The sequence below is a fragment of the Aquaspirillum serpens DSM 68 genome (assembly GCF_000420525.1).
GTDB lineage: Bacteria > Pseudomonadota > Gammaproteobacteria > Burkholderiales > Aquaspirillaceae > Aquaspirillum > Aquaspirillum serpens.
Genome location: NZ_ATVC01000035.1, coordinates 12,716 through 28,189 on the forward strand (window position 1 = coordinate 12,716; position 15,474 = coordinate 28,189).

Annotated in this window: 11 protein-coding genes and 1 rRNA gene; 3 read left to right on the forward strand and 9 right to left on the reverse strand. The window is 47.8% G+C overall.

Annotation, left to right across the window (positions count from 1 at the left end; genetic code table 11):
* Positions 1–138: 138 nt before the first annotated feature.
* From G465_RS0108075 to G465_RS0108105, 7 genes are all read right to left on the reverse strand, one after another.
* Entirely contained in the window at positions 139–1,923 is a 1,785-nt protein-coding gene (locus G465_RS0108075) for an ABCB family ABC transporter ATP-binding protein/permease (protein ID WP_022653975.1), read from the reverse strand.
* Positions 1,924–1,971: 48 nt separating this feature from the next.
* Positions 1,972–2,592 carry a LysE/ArgO family amino acid transporter gene (locus G465_RS0108080; RefSeq protein WP_022653976.1) on the reverse strand — a complete coding sequence of 207 codons (621 nt, stop codon included), beginning with the start codon at positions 2,590–2,592 and terminating at the stop codon, positions 1,972–1,974.
* A gap of 118 nt (positions 2,593–2,710) precedes the next feature.
* On the reverse strand, positions 2,711–6,580 hold the full coding sequence (hrpA, locus tag G465_RS0108085) for an ATP-dependent RNA helicase HrpA (RefSeq protein ID WP_022653977.1): 3,870 nt from the start codon (positions 6,578–6,580) through the stop codon (positions 2,711–2,713).
* A 57-nt stretch (positions 6,581–6,637) separates the two neighbouring features.
* On the reverse strand, positions 6,638–7,210 hold the full coding sequence (locus tag G465_RS0108090) for a thermonuclease family protein (protein ID WP_022653978.1): 573 nt from the start codon (positions 7,208–7,210) through the stop codon (positions 6,638–6,640).
* Complete coding sequence (locus G465_RS0108095) at positions 7,207–7,776, reverse strand: cob(I)yrinic acid a,c-diamide adenosyltransferase (RefSeq protein ID WP_022653979.1); 570 nt, start codon at positions 7,774–7,776, stop codon at positions 7,207–7,209. Before G465_RS0108095 ends, G465_RS0108090 begins: the two co-directional genes overlap by 4 nt.
* A 24-nt stretch (positions 7,777–7,800) precedes the next feature.
* The gene (locus G465_RS0108100) at positions 7,801–8,223 is read right to left on the reverse strand and encodes a DNA polymerase III subunit chi (protein ID WP_022653980.1); all 423 of its coding nucleotides are present in this window, start codon (positions 8,221–8,223) and stop codon (positions 7,801–7,803) included.
* Positions 8,213–9,775: a leucyl aminopeptidase gene (locus G465_RS0108105; protein WP_022653981.1), complete on the reverse strand. Its 1,563-nt coding sequence runs from the start codon at positions 9,773–9,775 to the stop codon at positions 8,213–8,215. The genes G465_RS0108100 and G465_RS0108105 overlap by 11 nt, the downstream gene beginning before the upstream one ends.
* A 207-nt stretch (positions 9,776–9,982) precedes the next feature.
* Here G465_RS0108105 and lptF point away from each other — a divergent pair, with 207 nt between their 5' ends.
* From lptF to G465_RS0108120, 3 genes are read left to right on the forward strand one after another with little or no spacing between them, the layout of a single operon-like run.
* On the forward strand, positions 9,983–11,080 hold the full coding sequence (lptF, locus tag G465_RS0108110) for an LPS export ABC transporter permease LptF (RefSeq protein ID WP_022653982.1): 1,098 nt from the start codon (positions 9,983–9,985) through the stop codon (positions 11,078–11,080).
* The gene (lptG, locus tag G465_RS0108115) at positions 11,077–12,156 is read left to right on the forward strand and encodes an LPS export ABC transporter permease LptG (RefSeq protein WP_022653983.1); all 1,080 of its coding nucleotides are present in this window, start codon (positions 11,077–11,079) and stop codon (positions 12,154–12,156) included. Before lptF ends, lptG begins: the two co-directional genes overlap by 4 nt.
* Entirely contained in the window at positions 12,153–14,720 is a 2,568-nt protein-coding gene (locus G465_RS0108120; RefSeq protein WP_022653984.1) for a [protein-PII] uridylyltransferase, read from the forward strand. The genes lptG and G465_RS0108120 overlap by 4 nt, the downstream gene beginning before the upstream one ends.
* On the opposite strand, the gene G465_RS14025 is transcribed toward G465_RS0108120, so the two are convergent.
* Together G465_RS14025 and rrf are read right to left on the reverse strand one after the other, a co-directional pair.
* Positions 14,700–15,047 carry a hypothetical protein gene (locus G465_RS14025; protein ID WP_022653985.1) on the reverse strand — a complete coding sequence of 116 codons (348 nt, stop codon included), beginning with the start codon at positions 15,045–15,047 and terminating at the stop codon, positions 14,700–14,702. The two genes, G465_RS0108120 and G465_RS14025, sit on opposite strands and share 21 nt — an antisense overlap.
* 190 nt (positions 15,048–15,237) lie before the next feature.
* A 5S ribosomal RNA gene (gene rrf, locus G465_RS0108130) occupies positions 15,238–15,350 on the reverse strand.
* Positions 15,351–15,474: the final 124 nt, after the last annotated feature.

Here is a 15,474-nt window from a genome sequence, read left to right on the forward strand (position 1 = left end):
AGGGTTAGCAAAAGTCAGCACATTTTAGCTAATACGATTTTTTGCACGACAACAGACACTGTCAAATAAGCACGGCTTTACGTTGACGTAAAGCATAGGCAAGCGCTCAATGTTCGATATCGAACATTGAGCCCATCGTTAATCCTGTTCTGGATTCTCTTGTTGCAAACGCCACAGTGCTGCATAGGCCCCATCGCGGGCTAAAAGTTCACGGTGAGTCCCTGTTTCGATGATTTTGCCGCCATCCATCACCGCAATTTGGTCGGCATCGACGACCGTCGATAGACGATGGGCAATAATCAAAGTGGTGCGATTGGCAGAAATCGCCGCCAGCTCGTTTTGAATCGCTTTCTCCGTTCGGGTGTCTAACGCGCTGGTGGCTTCATCGAAAATGAGGATAGGCGGGTTTTTTAACAAGGTACGCGCAATCGCCACCCGTTGTTTTTCGCCACCCGACAATTTCAAACCGCGCTCACCCACCGTCGTGTCATAGCCATCGGGCAAACTCATCACAAAATCGTGAATATGCGCAGCTTGGGCAGCAGCAATCACCTCTTCCCGACTGGCTTCGGGACGACCATAGGCAATGTTGTAGTAAATACTGTCGTTAAATAACACCGTATCCTGCGGCACAATGCCGATATGGGCCCGCAAGCTGGCTTGGGTGAGTTGGCGAATATCATGGCCGTTGATCCGGATACTGCCGTCATTGACATCGTAAAACCGGAACAGCAAGCGCGATAGCGTCGATTTCCCTGCGCCAGACCGCCCCACCACCGCTAATGTCTTACCGGCTGGAATGTCTAAATCAATGCCTTGCAAGATTTCTCGTTTGCCGTCGTAGGAAAAAGCCACATGCTCGAAACGAATGCTGGCCTGTTGCGTTTGCAGCGTAACCGCATCTGGTTTGTCATCCACTTCACGCTCGACATTTAATAAGGTGAACATCCGTTCCATATCAGCGAGGGAATGTTTGATTTCGCGATAGACAAAACCGAGGAAGTTCAACGGCGCATACAGTTGGATGAGATAGGCATTCACCAACACCAAGTCACCCACGCTCATACTGCCGTCCACCACGCCAGAAGCCGCCAACCACATTAAACCGGTAACCCCAGCGGCAATAATCGCTCCTTGTCCAGCATTAAGCAGATTGAGAGACACCTGATTTTTAATCGCGGAGTGTTCCCATGCCGACAAGCTGTTGTCGTAGCGTTGAATTTCCCACCGTTCGTTACCAAAATATTTGACGGTTTCAAAATTCAACAAAGCATCAATCGCCCGACTATTGGCCTTGGAATCCAAGTCGTTCATGCTGCGCCGAAAGACCATCCGCCATTCGGTTACCCACAAGGTAAAGCCAATATAGCTGGCGATGGTAGCAAACGTGACAGCCGCAAATGACCAGTGATACTTACTGAACAAAATCGCCGCGACTAAGGTAATTTCTAGCAGCGTCGGCAGAATGTTGAATACTGTGAAATTGAGCAAAAAACCAATACCCTTGGTTCCTCGCTCAATGTCACGGCTCATGCCACCGGTTTGGCGATTAAGATGAAAACGTAAAGAAAGTTGATACAGGTGGGTAAAGACTTCTAGCGCAACCCGATGGATCGCCCCTTGCACCACTTTGGCAAATACCGCATCGCGCAGTTCACCAAATAAGCTGGTTGCCAACCGTGCTAAACCATACGCCGCCACCAAGCCCAACGGCACCGCCAATACCACATCTCGGGTACTTAGCGTGTCCACCACATCTTTTAATAATAATGGCACACTGACGTTAGCCAGTTTCGCCCCAACTAATAAGGCAATCGCAATCGCTAATCGACCTTTAAAGGCCAATAGATAAGGCACTAAAGTCTTTAGCGTCTGCCAGTCGTGCCGCCCCGTGGGTGCGGGGCCGGAATGAGAAAAGCGCATGACCCATAGTCTCTCAAAAAAGATTACACATTGAGGGGCGACGGTAAATCACAAGGGAGAGGCCATGATTAAGCCCACAGCCAAGCCCCACATAATGCAGCCAGTGATGGCATCTAACATCCGCCATGCCAGTGGGCGTTGAAAATAGCGGGTTAAATAACCAGCGCCAAACCCCAACACAATAAACCACAGCAAAGAAGCGGTCATGGCACCGAGTGAAAATGATAGCTGGGCATATTCTGGTAATTTGCCGCCAATCGCCCCCAACACCACCAGCGTATCCAAATAGACATGCGGGTTTAACAGCGACAGCGTTAATACAGTCAGCGCAGCTTGCCAACGGTTAAGCGGTGCTGCTTGATAAGTCGCCAAACTGCCACCGCCCTGCCAACATGCGCGCCATGCCCGCCAACCATAGGCCAATAGAAACAGCGCCCCACCCCAATGCGCCAGCTGTAATAACAGGGGATTTTCACTGATCAATAACCCCATCCCAGCCACGCCCAACCCAATCAGGATGATGTCCACCAAAATACACAGAGCAACGGTAATCCCGACATGCTGCCGTTGCAGGCCAACCCGCAAGACGTGGGTACCTTGTGCGCCAATGCTGATAATCAAACCAGCGCCGAGCGCCATGCCCTGAAAATAAGTCGGTAATAACAACATGATGCATTCCTTTGCTATCCACGAAGAAGATGAGGCAGTGTCTAGCAAAGGGGCAAAAAGCTAAATAAAGTTTAATATTTGACGGGATAGCTTAATTTTTCTTCATCTACTCACCTGATCAACGCGCCAGCTGTGCGCGTAATTCCGCCTCAACCCGTTTCACCGACACTGGGTAAGGGGTTTTCAGTTCTTGGGCAAACAACGACACGCGCAATTCTTCTAATTGCCAACGCACAGCCAATAACCCGACACTGGCCATCCCTTGTTGTTGTGCCACCGCACTTTCCCACTCCCGCCACAGCCGTTGAATTTCAGCCGCGTGTTTTTGATCGCGGGGGGGATTATTGCGATATTTTTCCATCCGCAACCCCATTGCCCGTAGATAACGCAGCAGTTGCGCCAGCTGTGGCCACGGTGTTGCGGATAAAAAGCCCTGATAAATTAACGTGTGTAATTGCTCACGCAGCGCCGCCGCCAAAGGATGTTTCTCCAGCGATTGCGCTACCTTTTGATATTCGCCAGCAATCTCTAGACACAACGCCGCCACCGCCTGTTTAACCGCCGGCAGGCGCGCCCGAGCACGGGTTTTTTGTTCTTCAAATGCGCGTTCATCACGCGGCAATACATCTTCCCCCACCAGCGCCCGATCACAAATAGCGGTGATCGCATCGGCCAATAATGCCTCGCGATTGATTACCCCACGCAATAACAACGCCGTTTGCGTCAACTCAGACCAGCCTTTTTGCAGCTGTTTCATCTGTTCTTTCAGCTGTAATTGCAATAAACGAATCACCCCTTGCCGATGCGAGGCTTCGGCGGCCAGCTCGGTATCAAACAAACGAATGGCAACACGCTCACCTTCAACCGCTAAAGCCGGATAGCCAGTGAGTTGTTGACGTCCTCGGGCAAATTGAATCACCGCCGGTAGCGCGCCAAAATCCCACGCGATGACTTCATCACGTTCCCATTCCAAAGAACTTTCACGGAAGGTCAGCTGTGCTACTTCGCCAAATTGCTGTTGCAGCTGTGATAGATCACGCCCCATGCCCAGCTCTTGCCGACCATCATCCAAAATGCGGAAATTCATCCAGCAATGCAGCGGCAGTTGACCGAGCACAAAATCTGTTTCACTGAAACTTTGTCCGGTGTCTTGCTGTAAAAAACGCACCAGTTGGGACAATAGACTGTGTTGTTTATCCAACGGTGAAGATAAAAAGCGTGTAACACAATCCGGTACCGGCACACATAAGCGGCGCAGGCCCTTGGGCAGGCTCTTAATCAGCAGGGTAACTTTCTCACGTAACATCCCCGGCACCAGCCATTCGAAAGGTTCGAGCGGCAATCGATTCAAAATTGGCAGCGGAATATCAACTGTTACCCCATCAAGAACATGATTGGGTTCAAAACGATAACGCAATTTCAAACGACCATCTGCTGTTTCAAAATGGGTGGGGAATTGCTCTTCGGTAACATGCTCGGCGGCATGTTGCATTAAGTAGTCGCGGCTGAGATACAACCGGCGTGGTTCGGTTTTCTGTATTTCATCTAACCAACTGTCAAAACTGGCCGAATCAACAATATGGCTTGGAATGCGCTCGTTGTAGAAATCAAACAGCGTCTGTTCATCCACCAACACATCTTGTCGCCGTGCTTTATGTTCCAACTGTTGCACTTCGCGGATCAGTGTTTGATTGTGGCGGAAAAACGCGGCACGGGTATTAAACTCGCCCACCGCCAGCGCCTCACGAATAAAAATCTCGCGGGCTTCTTCTGGGTTGATACGGCCATAACTGACTTGCCGCCGCGCGACAATCGGCAAACCATACAAGGTTACTTTTTCTGTCGCGACCACCTCACCTCGGGCTTTTTCCCAATGCGGTTCAAAATAGTGACGTTTCACCAAATGTTCGGCCAAACCTTCGACCCACTCAGGCTCAATCACAGCAATACAACGACCATATAAGCGTGTGGTTTCAGTGAGTTCAGCGGCTAATATCCACTTCGCCTTTGTCCGCCGCAATCCAGAAGCAGGGAAGATATGAAACTGAATACCGCGTGCGCCTAAATAGCCATCGCCCTCTAAGGTTTTCATGCCAATATTGCCCAACAAACCCGTCAATAAAGCACAATGAATTTGCTCAAAGGTGGCGGGGGTAGTGTTGTCGCGCAGACCCAATTCATCCGCGATTTGTTTTAATTGACCATGTAACTCTCGCCACTCACGCAAGCGCAAATATGACAAAAAGTGTTGATGACATAGGTTAATCAGCTGACGATTCGAGGTTTTATTCGCTAACGCCTCGTGAAAGAATTGCCATACATTTAAAAAGGCGAGGAAATCGGATTTTTCATCTTTAAAACGGGCTTGGGCGCGCTCTGCCGCCTCTCGCGCTTCAAAGGGACGCTCACGCGGATCTTGAATGGAAAGCGCCGCCGCCAAAATCAAAATCTCGTTCACACAATGAAATTGCCGCCCAGCCAACAACATCCGGCCAATTCTCGGGTCAACCGGAATCCGCGCTAATTCATTGCCAAGCGGTGTTAACTGCTGTGATTCATCCAACGCGCCGAGTTCATGCAATAGCTGGACACCATCGGCAATCAAGCGCCGACTTGGTGCCTCGATAAAGGGAAATTCGTCAATCGCGCCTAACCGCAGGCTGGCCATTCGTAAAATCACTGCCGCCAAATTGCTGCGGATAATCTCAGGATCGGTAAAAGCGGAACGGGCGTTAAAATCTTCCTCGCTATATAAGCGAATACATACCCCAGCTTGTACGCGACCACAACGGCCTGCACGTTGTCGAGCGGCGGCTTGGCTGATTTTTTCAACATGTAATTGCTCGACTTTGGCACGCGGCGAATAGCGCTTTACCCGTGCCAAACCGGTATCAATCACATATTTAATCCCAGGCACCGTCAGCGAGGTTTCTGCCACATTGGTGGCCAATACCACGCGGCGACGCTCACCGCCGGTTTGGAAAATGCGGTTTTGTTCTTCATTCGATAGCCGCGCAAACAGAGGCAGAATGTCATATCCGGCACCACGATTCATTTGCCGTAGGGCATCGGCAGTTTCTCGAATCTCCCGTTCCCCTGGTAAAAACACCAATACATCACCGGCACCATGCGTGTGTAATTCTTGAACCGCCTCAACAATCGCTTCTTCCATCTCCAATTCGGCTTCATCTTCATCGCGTTCTTGCAAAGGCCGATAACGAATTTCCACCGGATAGGTTCTGCCCGAGACTTCTAGCACCGGTGCGCCATTGAAGTGTTGACTAAACCGTTCAGCGTCAATGGTGGCTGAGGTAACGATCACTTTTAAGTCGGGACGACGGGGTAAGATCTGTTTTAAATAGCCTAATAAAAAATCAATGTTCAACGAGCGTTCATGCGCTTCGTCAATGATAATGGTGTCGTATTGATTGAGATAACGGTCGTTCTGCGTTTCAGCCAATAAAATGCCATCGGTCATCAGTTTGATATAACTGCGTTCCGAACTGTGATCGGTAAACCGCACTTTAAAACCGACTTGTTCGCCAAGTTTGGTTTGCAATTCCTGTGCGATACGCTGCGCTACCGAGCGTGCCGCCAAGCGACGCGGCTGGGTATGACCAATCAAGCCACGCACCCCACGCCCTAATTCCAGACACAACTTAGGCAACTGGGTGGTTTTCCCCGAGCCAGTTTCACCACAGACAATCACCACTTGATGTTGGTTAATCGCCTGTTTGAGATCCTCTAAACGCTGATTAACAGGGAGAGCAGGGTCGAATTGCGGTTGGGGGAGGGCGGTTAAACGAGTTTGGTAACGCTGGCGTGAGCGTTGCATATCACGTTCTAATTCAGCAAACATCCGATCAGCAGGTTTACCGGCTTTCAGACGTTGTTGCAATTGACGTAAACGGGCTTTAAGAACAGGAAAATCTCGGGTCATCACCTCGGATAAGAGCTGATGTAATGTATGCGTAGGCAAAGCAGCCATGAAAGAACCATATCAAACCACAAAGGCCGATTCTAACAAAAAGCCCCGTCGCTTGGGTTACTGAGCAGCTCGCTTCTGTTGGCGAAAGTCCCACGGCGGAGTGGGATTGGTTTGTTGCCATAATCCCGTGCCTTGTTGCTCGGCCAGCTTTTGCGCCTGTTGATAGCGGGCATAGTCGCTACTGGCTTGTTTTTTAGCATATTGGGTGTAATGCCATGCCAAACCTTGCCGCACCATTTCATAGTTGATATCGGCACCCGCCAAGCGCACCCGACCCACGGTGCGGCCATAACGGTCTTTCTCGATGACATCGACCGTCACCGTTTGCCCGAGCACTTGTCCAGATAAATGCTGTTTGGCCTCGTCGCCATGTGGTTGGGCCTTTTCTGGGGCATCAATAAACGCCATTCGGATGCGATGTTGCGACATGGCGACATCCTGCACCGTCACCGTATCGCCATCGGCCACCGCAATCACTTTGCCTTGAATCGTGTCGTGACTGGCCGAGGTACCAAACCACCATCCCAACACAGCGGTAAGCAACACCACCGCCGCTGCCAATTTTTGTTTAGGCGATGCCTGACCAAACAATGTCAACACCGCTTGAATATGTTTGGCCTGCAATTTCATTGGATTGACTCCTCCGGCGCTTGCGGTTTTTGCCACATCACTTCTTGTCCACCTTCATAGCGGTTCAATAACCGCGCCAACACAAACAGCGCATCGGATAAGCGATTGAGATATTGTTGTAATCGTGGTGAAACACCCGCTTCTTCTGCTGCCAACGCCACCACACTGCGCTCGGCACGCCGCGCCACTGCACGCGCAACATGACTTAATGCCGCACTGCGACACCCACCCGGCAAGATAAATTCTTGCAACGGCGGTAGCTCGGTATTCATCTCCGCCAACCAGTTATCTATACGCAATAATGCAGTCTCTTCCAACCAGTGAAAACCTGGCACTGCCAACTCGCCCCCGACTTGGAACAGTTCATTTTGAATGGCGGTCAGCTGCACCCGCGCTGTCTCAGGTAGAGATTCACATAACAATAAACCCAATTGACTATTGAGTTCATCCACATCGCCCAAGGCCACCACACGCAAAGCATGTTTTGGGACACGGCTGCCATCACCAAGGCCGGTGCTGCCATCGTCGCCGGTACGGGTCGCAATTTTACTTAAACGGTATCCCATGTTCTTTCAATCTGTTACGCGGCCTTAACCACGGCCCGTCATATCGTGATAGACAATCTCGGCCCCTAATTGCTTATAGTGCCGAGCCACTTGCCGTGCTTGCGTTAATTCCGCCTCATCCGCACTAGCAATTTGCAAAATACGTTCAAATTGCTGTGCTTGAGGCAATGGCGACAAGTGTAAGTTCAACAACACTCGCCCCATCACCACCGGCGGCAATTCAGTTGCCAACCAAATCGGCGTTTGATCGGCATAAGCCGCCGTCGGCGCACAATGCGGAATAAAAGCTTGTGGCTGAAATGTCCACAATAATTGGTCAAGTGCCTGACACTGTGCAGAATCAGGCACCAATACCATCAGCTGACTACCACGTTGCCATGCGGTCTGGATTAAACGACAGCAAAACGGCAACGGGCGGGTAACGTGGTGGTAAAAATCAATCCGCATCGTCTGCAGCGCTTTCCTCATGATCGCGACGTGGACGACCACGGCGCAGACTGTGACCACTCAAAGCATCAGCTTTGTCCTGTAAGAACTGCACCAACAGCGGCACCGGACGGCCTGTTGCACCTTTGTCTTTGCCACTTTTCCAACCAGTGCCGGCAATATCTAAATGTGCCCAATCGTAGGCTTTGGCAAAACGTGACAAGAAACATGCCGCCGTGATCGAACCGGCAGGGCGACCACCGATATTAGCCATATCAGCAAATGGGCTCTTGAGCTGTTCTTGATATTCTTCAAATAACGGCATCTGCCATGCACGATCACCCGCTTCTTCGCCTGCAGTGACTAACTCACGCGCCAAGTGATCTTGGTTACTGAACACAGCAGTGGTTTGATGACCCAAAGCAATAATACAAGCGCCGGTTAAAGTCGCGACATCAATCACCGCTTGTGGGTTAAAGCGTTCTACATAAGTCAACGCATCACACAAAATCAGGCGACCTTCGGCATCGGTGTTGAGAATTTCAATGGTTTGCCCAGACATCGATTCAATGATGTCACCGGGTTTGCTGGCACCACCGGAGGGCATGTTTTCACATGTTGCCACCACCGCGATCAAATTCAACGGCAGTTGCATCTCAACCGCCGCACGGAAAGTACCCAATACCGTTGCCGCACCAAGCATGTCATATTTCATTTCGTCCATGCCTTCGCCTGGTTTAAGCGAAATACCACCCGAGTCAAAGGTAATCCCCTTGCCTACTAACACCACCGGTTGCACGGTGGCCAAAGTCCCTTGATATTTCAACACAATCAAACGCGGCGGCTCGATACTGCCTTTGGCAACAGAAAGGAAGGTACGCATACCCAGAGCGTTGATAGCGTCTTCATCTAAAATCTCGGCTTCAACACCATATTCGGTGGCCAAGCTTTCTGCGGTTTGTGCGACATAACGCGGCGTACAGATATTGCTTGGTAAATTGCCCAAATCGCGGCACAGTTTCATCCCACCAGCAACAGCCAAACCACGCGCTAAGCCGGTTTCACCTTCGGCCAAATCACTGCGCCGCGAAACTGATAAAGTCAATTTGCGCAATTCTCGTGGGTGCTCTTCAACTTTGGTTTTAAAGCGATCAAATTTGTATAACACATCCAGCGTCGCCACCACGGCTTCTTGCACCATCCATGTTACATCATGCTTTTTGACTGGAATTTCTGAGATGTAGCTGACTGCTTCCACGGCGGCGGTAGCACTTAAGGCACGCACCGAGGCTTTAATCGCCTCGCGGTATTCTTTTTCACGAAAATCACGCTCTTTGCCCAAACCAACCAGCATCACACGGTCACATAAGGTATGAGGCACCGCATGCAGCACCAAAGTGGTGCCTAACTTGCCATCCATATCACCACGTTTGAGCACATCACTTAAAAAACCATTGGAAATGCGGTCTATTAAGTCAGCAGCGAAAGACAGTTTGCGCGATTCAAAGACCCCCACAATCACACACGCCACACGCTGTTTTTCCGGGCTACCGCTTTTTATGCTAAAGTCCATGTTCGTGATTCCTTATGTTTATTGACATTGAATGACATCCAAAAAATATGCCATAGCGTAACACCACTCGCTCCAGTTATACCCCATTTTCTAGAGTATTTGCGACGCTTGGTCTGATTTCTTCGATTTTAGACCGATTCCGGCATTTTTCCGCTTCCTGCAACATTATCACTAGCATTTCAGCGGGATGTCAAAAAGGCACATTTTATGATTTTTCAACGTAGTCTCGTCCGCGAACTGACCTCGGTCACCTTCGCGGTTTTTTTCGTGCTATTGGCCATTATGTTGACCACGCAAGTCGTGCGTTTGTTCGACAAAGCGGCTGCCGGCGATCTCGCCACCGATGCCATCTTTGCCATGATTGCGTTTACCGCCTTAGCGTCGTTTGGCACCTTGTTATCCATTACCGTTTTTGTTGCTGTGCTGGTGGTGTTAACACGGATCTACCGTGATCACGAAATGGTTGTGTGGCTAGCAGCAGGGGTGTCACCCACCCAGTGGATACGCCCTGTATTGATGTTTGCCATCCCCATAACTGTCATTATTGCCAGTGTTACCCTGTGGATTGCACCGTGGGCACACAAAAAAGGCAATGAGTATGCCGACTTACTCAAACAACGAGAAGAAGTTAGCGCCCTTGCCCCTGGCATTTTTAAAGAATCAAAAAGTGCCGACCGCGTTTATTTTGTCGAAAATTTCTCCAGCGAAAACGGTTCAGCGCAAAATATCTTTGTTGAGTCTTGGGAAAACGGTGTGCTCTCTACTATTTTGGCACGCCGTGGTTACCTGCATACGACAGAGCAAGGCGAACGCTATCTCATCCTAGAAGATGGTCGGCGCTATGATGGTCAACCGGGGCAGGCCAATTATCGTTTGGTTGAATTTGAACGTTATCAAGTCAAAATCGACCAAAGCTTACGACAGCCCAACGCTACCGCCGCCAAACAGCGAACAACATCAGAATTATGGCAGCGAAATCAATCGGATGACCGTGCAGAATTGGCATGGCGAATATCGATGCCAATTGCCACTTTGATTCTCGCCTTGCTCGCCATTCCTTTGGCTTATTACAACCCACGCAGCGGCCATACCTTTAATTTGTTAATCGCGTTGTTAATTTATCAACTCTATTACCAAAGCATGAACGTGGCACAAAAATGGATTGGTAACGGCAAGCTGGAAAGTGCCTTCGCTATTTTACCGCTGCATATTGTTATGTTGGCATTGTTCGTGCTTTTACTCACCTTGCGCCGTAAGCCACTACGCTTGTTACGTCGCCAACTGCAAAGTCGGTCTTTATCATGAGTTTGATCGCACGTTATCTTATCGGCAATATTGTCCGAACAACTTTATTTACCTTGTTGGCTTTATTGTCGCTCTTTGCTTTCTTTGATGTGTTAGGAGAATTATCTGCCTTAGGTCGTCATCATTATGACTGGAAAACCATGTTAACCGTGGTGGCTCTCTATATCCCTGGGCATGTTTATCAACTGTTACCGCTTGCTGTCTTAATTGGCTCATTAGCTGCATTAACGCTTTTAGCCGCCAGTTCAGAATATGCTGTCATTCGAACCTCTGGTGTATCAGCACGCTATATCAGTTTAATTTTACTGATGGTAGGCACTGGCTTTGCTGTTGTCACATTTCTCATGGGCGAATTTGTGGCACCCAAAGCAGAACAAGAAGCAGAACGCTTATATCTACAAGCGACTCGTTCTGTAGTTGCCCAAGATTTTCGGTCTGGATTATGGGTAAAAGATGATAACCATTTCATCAATGTGAAAACCATGTTACCGGATAACACTTTGTTAAATGTTCGCATTTACCAATATGACCAAGATTATCGGCTAACAGCCATACAAGAAGCCAATCGTGGTTTATATCAAGGTGAAGATAAATGGCTATTGCAAGAAGTCAGAACAACCTATTTTGGAAGTGATTCGACTCGGATCGAACACCAAGCAGAACGTATTTGGCAGTCGGTATTACGACCAGAGATTTTAGATGTTTTACTCGTTGTACCAGAAAAAATGTCAGCCATGAATTTGTTTTCTTATATCGAACATCTTAAGAATAATAAACAGAAAACCAGTCGATATGAGATTGCACTATGGGGCAAGCTGTTTTACCCCTTAGCCTGTCTGTCGATGGCGATTATCGCTGTGGGTTTCACCCCTGCCAATCAACGTCAAGTCAGTTTAGGCTACCGCTTATTTATTGGAATTGTCATCGGTCTTTCGTTTCACTTTTTAAATCGATTGATTGGTCATTTAGGTTTACTCTATCAATGGCAACCTATTTTGATCACCCTTATGCCAACAGTGCTGTTCTTAACCGGCGGCATTGCTTTGCTCTTCTATCGCGAAAGATATAGCGTATGACCTCAGAAATTAGTTTATGGCGGGCGGCATTAAGCCAAACACGCCAAGATCTAGCACAAGCATGGAATGAGCACCGTAACCCAGGGTTATTGCTACAGGAACATTGTGTGGCAGTCGATGAGGCAATCCAAAAAATATGGGCTGCACATGATTTTGATAACCAAGCCGCCTTATTAGCTGTTGGAGGATATGGCCGTGGAGAGCTCTTTCCTCATTCTGATATCGACATATTAGTGTTGCTTCCCGATAGTGCGGCAGCAATCCTACAAGAAAAAATTGGGCAATTAATTCCTTTATTTTGGGATATTGGTCTTGATGTCGGGCACAGTGTTCGGACAGTTGCAGAATGCTTAGCAGAAGCACAAAACGATATCACGATTGAAACCACGTTACTGGAAACACGTTTATTGTGTGGCAATCAAAATTTATATGACAATCTAGTCACAGAATTAGAACGACATCGCGATCCAGTAGGATTCTTTGAAGCTAAAGTTTTAGAGCAGCAACAAAGACACGCCAAAGCTTTCGGTGTAACCAATAATTTAGAACCCAACATTAAAGAAAATGTGGGTGGGTTACGTGATTTACACACCTTGATTTGGGTTGCTAAAGCAATTGGACTCAATAGCGAATGGCAAACCATGGTCGAGCAGGATATTCTCACTCGAGCCGAGGCGCGTTTATTAAAAAATGCACAACAACGCCTGCAAACCTTACGCATTGATCTTCATCTCACGGCACATCGGCGAGAAGATAGACTCATTTTCGATCTACAGCAAAAAGTAGCCTATCAATGGGGTTTGACAGACAGTAAAGAACTGCGTGCCAGTGAAAAACTGATGGAGCAATACTACCGTGCGGCAAGAATTATTCATCAGTTAAACGGTATTTTATTGCCTAATCTACGCAATCGCTTATTTTCTCAAGCAAAACAGAATGTGGTGATTCTTAATGATCGTTTCAAATCGGTCAACGGCATGCTGGCTCTGCGGCGTTTAGATTATTTTGAGAAAAACCCCAGTGCTATTCTCGAGACATTTTTATTGCTTTCCCAACACCCTGAGCTTAACGGTATTGCACCGCGTACACTACGGGCACTATGGCATGCACGCGGTTTAATCAATGATCGTTTCCGACGCGATCAAACTAACCGTGATTTATTTATCCAACTTTTTACCCAACCACAGGGTTTAACCCGTACTTTACGCCGCATGAACCTATACGGCGTATTGGGACGTTATTTACCCGCTTTTGGTAAAATTGTTGGCAGGATGCAGCATGATTTATTCCATGTTTACACTGTAGATGAACATATTTTAATGGTAGTGCGTAACTTACGCCGCTTTGCTATTCCTGCTTTTAACCATGAGTATCCTACTTTAAGTCGGTTAATTGCTGATTTCCAAAAACCAGAGTTACTTTATTTAGCAGGTTTATTCCATGATATTGCCAAAGGACGAGGTGGTGACCATTCTGAGCTTGGTAAAAGCGATGCAAGAGAATTTTGTCTGAATCATGGATTTAACGAAGAAGAAACAGAATTAGTTGAATGGTTGGTACAAGAACACCTTACGTTTTCGAGTATCGCGCAAAAGCAAGATATTTACGATCCAGCTGTGATTGCTGACTTTGCTCATCGCGTACAAACTCCGCGCCGTTTGACAGCCCTATATCTGTTAACCGTGGCAGACATTCGTGGTACCAGTCCAAAAGTTTGGAATGCTTGGAAAGCAAAATTATTAGAAGATTTATATCATTCTACTTTGCGCTATTTAGGCTCTGGTAAACAACTCGATTTAGATTCTGCGTTAGAAGAGCGAAAACATGAGGCAAGAATTCTTTTACGTCTGAATATGGTTCCAGATGGCGCAGAAGAAGCATTATGGCAACAGCTCGACATGGTCTATTTTTTACGCCATGAGGCACGGGAAATTGCTTGGCATGCGCGGGTATTAAACCGCTTTGCACGCACTGAACAGCCTTTAGTCAGAGCAAGGTTATCAGACGATCGCGAAGGTATTGATGTGTTGGTCTATACCCCAGACAAACCAGATTTATTTGCGCGGATTTGTTTATTTTTTAATAAAACGGCTTATAGCATCGCTGATGCCAAAATCTATACAACAAGACATAAATATGCTTTAGATACATTCCATGTTTTTGTACCCGAGAATGGTGGTGATATCAGCTACCGTGAAATGATTAACTTCATCGAGTTTGAATTAGCTCATGCGATTGAGCGTGGAGGGGATTTACTATGCCCTCCCTCACAAGGTCGTATTAATCGGCATCTAAAACATTTTCCTATCAACCCCCAAGTCAATATTCGTGCTGACGATAAAGGAGATGGTTATGTTTTATCAATTGTTGCGGGCGATAAACCTGGCTTATTAGCGCGTGTGGCCTGTGTCTTATCAAGTTATAAAGTCAGCGTACATTCTGCCAAGATTATGACTTTGGGAGGCCGCGCCGAAGATGCCTTTTTACTCACCGGCGCGGCATTAAATGATGCGAAGAGTTTATTGATGATGCAGGCTGAGCTCTTAGACGTGCTCAGAATCTGACTTGATTGACTGCGTATTTACATTCACCTCAACAGCTAATTCCGCAGGTGTTTGAACTTGGACAACATTGCCCTCAGTTTGAACATCTGCGGTTAAGCCAAGAATCTGCTCCGTCAAACGATTGCGGGCATTCAAATGTTGATCTAAGCGCCAATCGTTCATCAGCTCCAAGCCCAACTCAAAATAGCGCATATCAATTTCATACAGTTGGCTAATATCAAATAACTTTTTCATTTCTAAAGCAACTGCCAACTGCTTTAACACTTCCATTTGTTGTGGATCACGACCCGACTCAATTAGCTTGCGGATTTTTTTTGCTGCATTCATAGATTCCCTCTTTCAAGTTGCCGGTGTTAATTTTCACCGTACCATGTGATGGATGAACGCTATGCTAACGCAAACTAACGGTAAATAGGTGACAACAAAAAAATTTCATATTTTTGCAACAAAAATTTTTTGTTGTCCAAAAGCCAAAAGCCCCTGACAAACTGATTGTCAGGGGCTTTTGTAATGGGGGGCTTGGCGGAGACCTACTTTCACACAGGGATCTGCACTATCATCGGCGCTGAGTCGTTTCACGGTCCTGTTCGGGAAGGGAAGGGGTGGTACCAACTCGCTATGGCCGCCAAGCAAAAAGGGGAGAGAAGAAGTAAAGATTATGGGTTAGATGATTATGGGTTAGATTGTGTAAGTGTCGCTACTTATAGGATCAAGCCACACGAGCAATTAGTATCGGTTAGCTTAACGCATTACT

Bases quoted from the DNA above. Each gene is read 5' to 3' on its own strand.
- G465_RS14025 (WP_022653985.1), bottom strand. From the start codon at position 15,047: ATGAATGCAGCAAAAAAAATCCGCAAGCTAATTGAGTCGGGTCGTGAT.
- lptF (WP_022653982.1), top strand. From the start codon at position 9,983: ATGATTTTTCAACGTAGTCTCGTCCGCGAACTGACCTCGGTCACCTTC.
- hrpA (WP_022653977.1), bottom strand. From the start codon at position 6,580: ATGGCTGCTTTGCCTACGCATACATTACATCAGCTCTTATCCGAGGTG.
- G465_RS0108105 (WP_022653981.1), bottom strand. From the start codon at position 9,775: ATGGACTTTAGCATAAAAAGCGGTAGCCCGGAAAAACAGCGTGTGGCG.
- G465_RS0108100 (WP_022653980.1), bottom strand. From the start codon at position 8,223: ATGCGGATTGATTTTTACCACCACGTTACCCGCCCGTTGCCGTTTTGC.
- lptG (WP_022653983.1), top strand. From the start codon at position 11,077: ATGAGTTTGATCGCACGTTATCTTATCGGCAATATTGTCCGAACAACT.
- G465_RS0108120 (WP_022653984.1), top strand. From the start codon at position 12,153: ATGACCTCAGAAATTAGTTTATGGCGGGCGGCATTAAGCCAAACACGC.
- G465_RS0108075 (WP_022653975.1), bottom strand. From the start codon at position 1,923: ATGCGCTTTTCTCATTCCGGCCCCGCACCCACGGGGCGGCACGACTGG.
- G465_RS0108080 (WP_022653976.1), bottom strand. From the start codon at position 2,592: ATGTTGTTATTACCGACTTATTTTCAGGGCATGGCGCTCGGCGCTGGT.
- G465_RS0108095 (WP_022653979.1), bottom strand. From the start codon at position 7,776: ATGGGATACCGTTTAAGTAAAATTGCGACCCGTACCGGCGACGATGGC.
- G465_RS0108090 (WP_022653978.1), bottom strand. From the start codon at position 7,210: ATGAAATTGCAGGCCAAACATATTCAAGCGGTGTTGACATTGTTTGGT.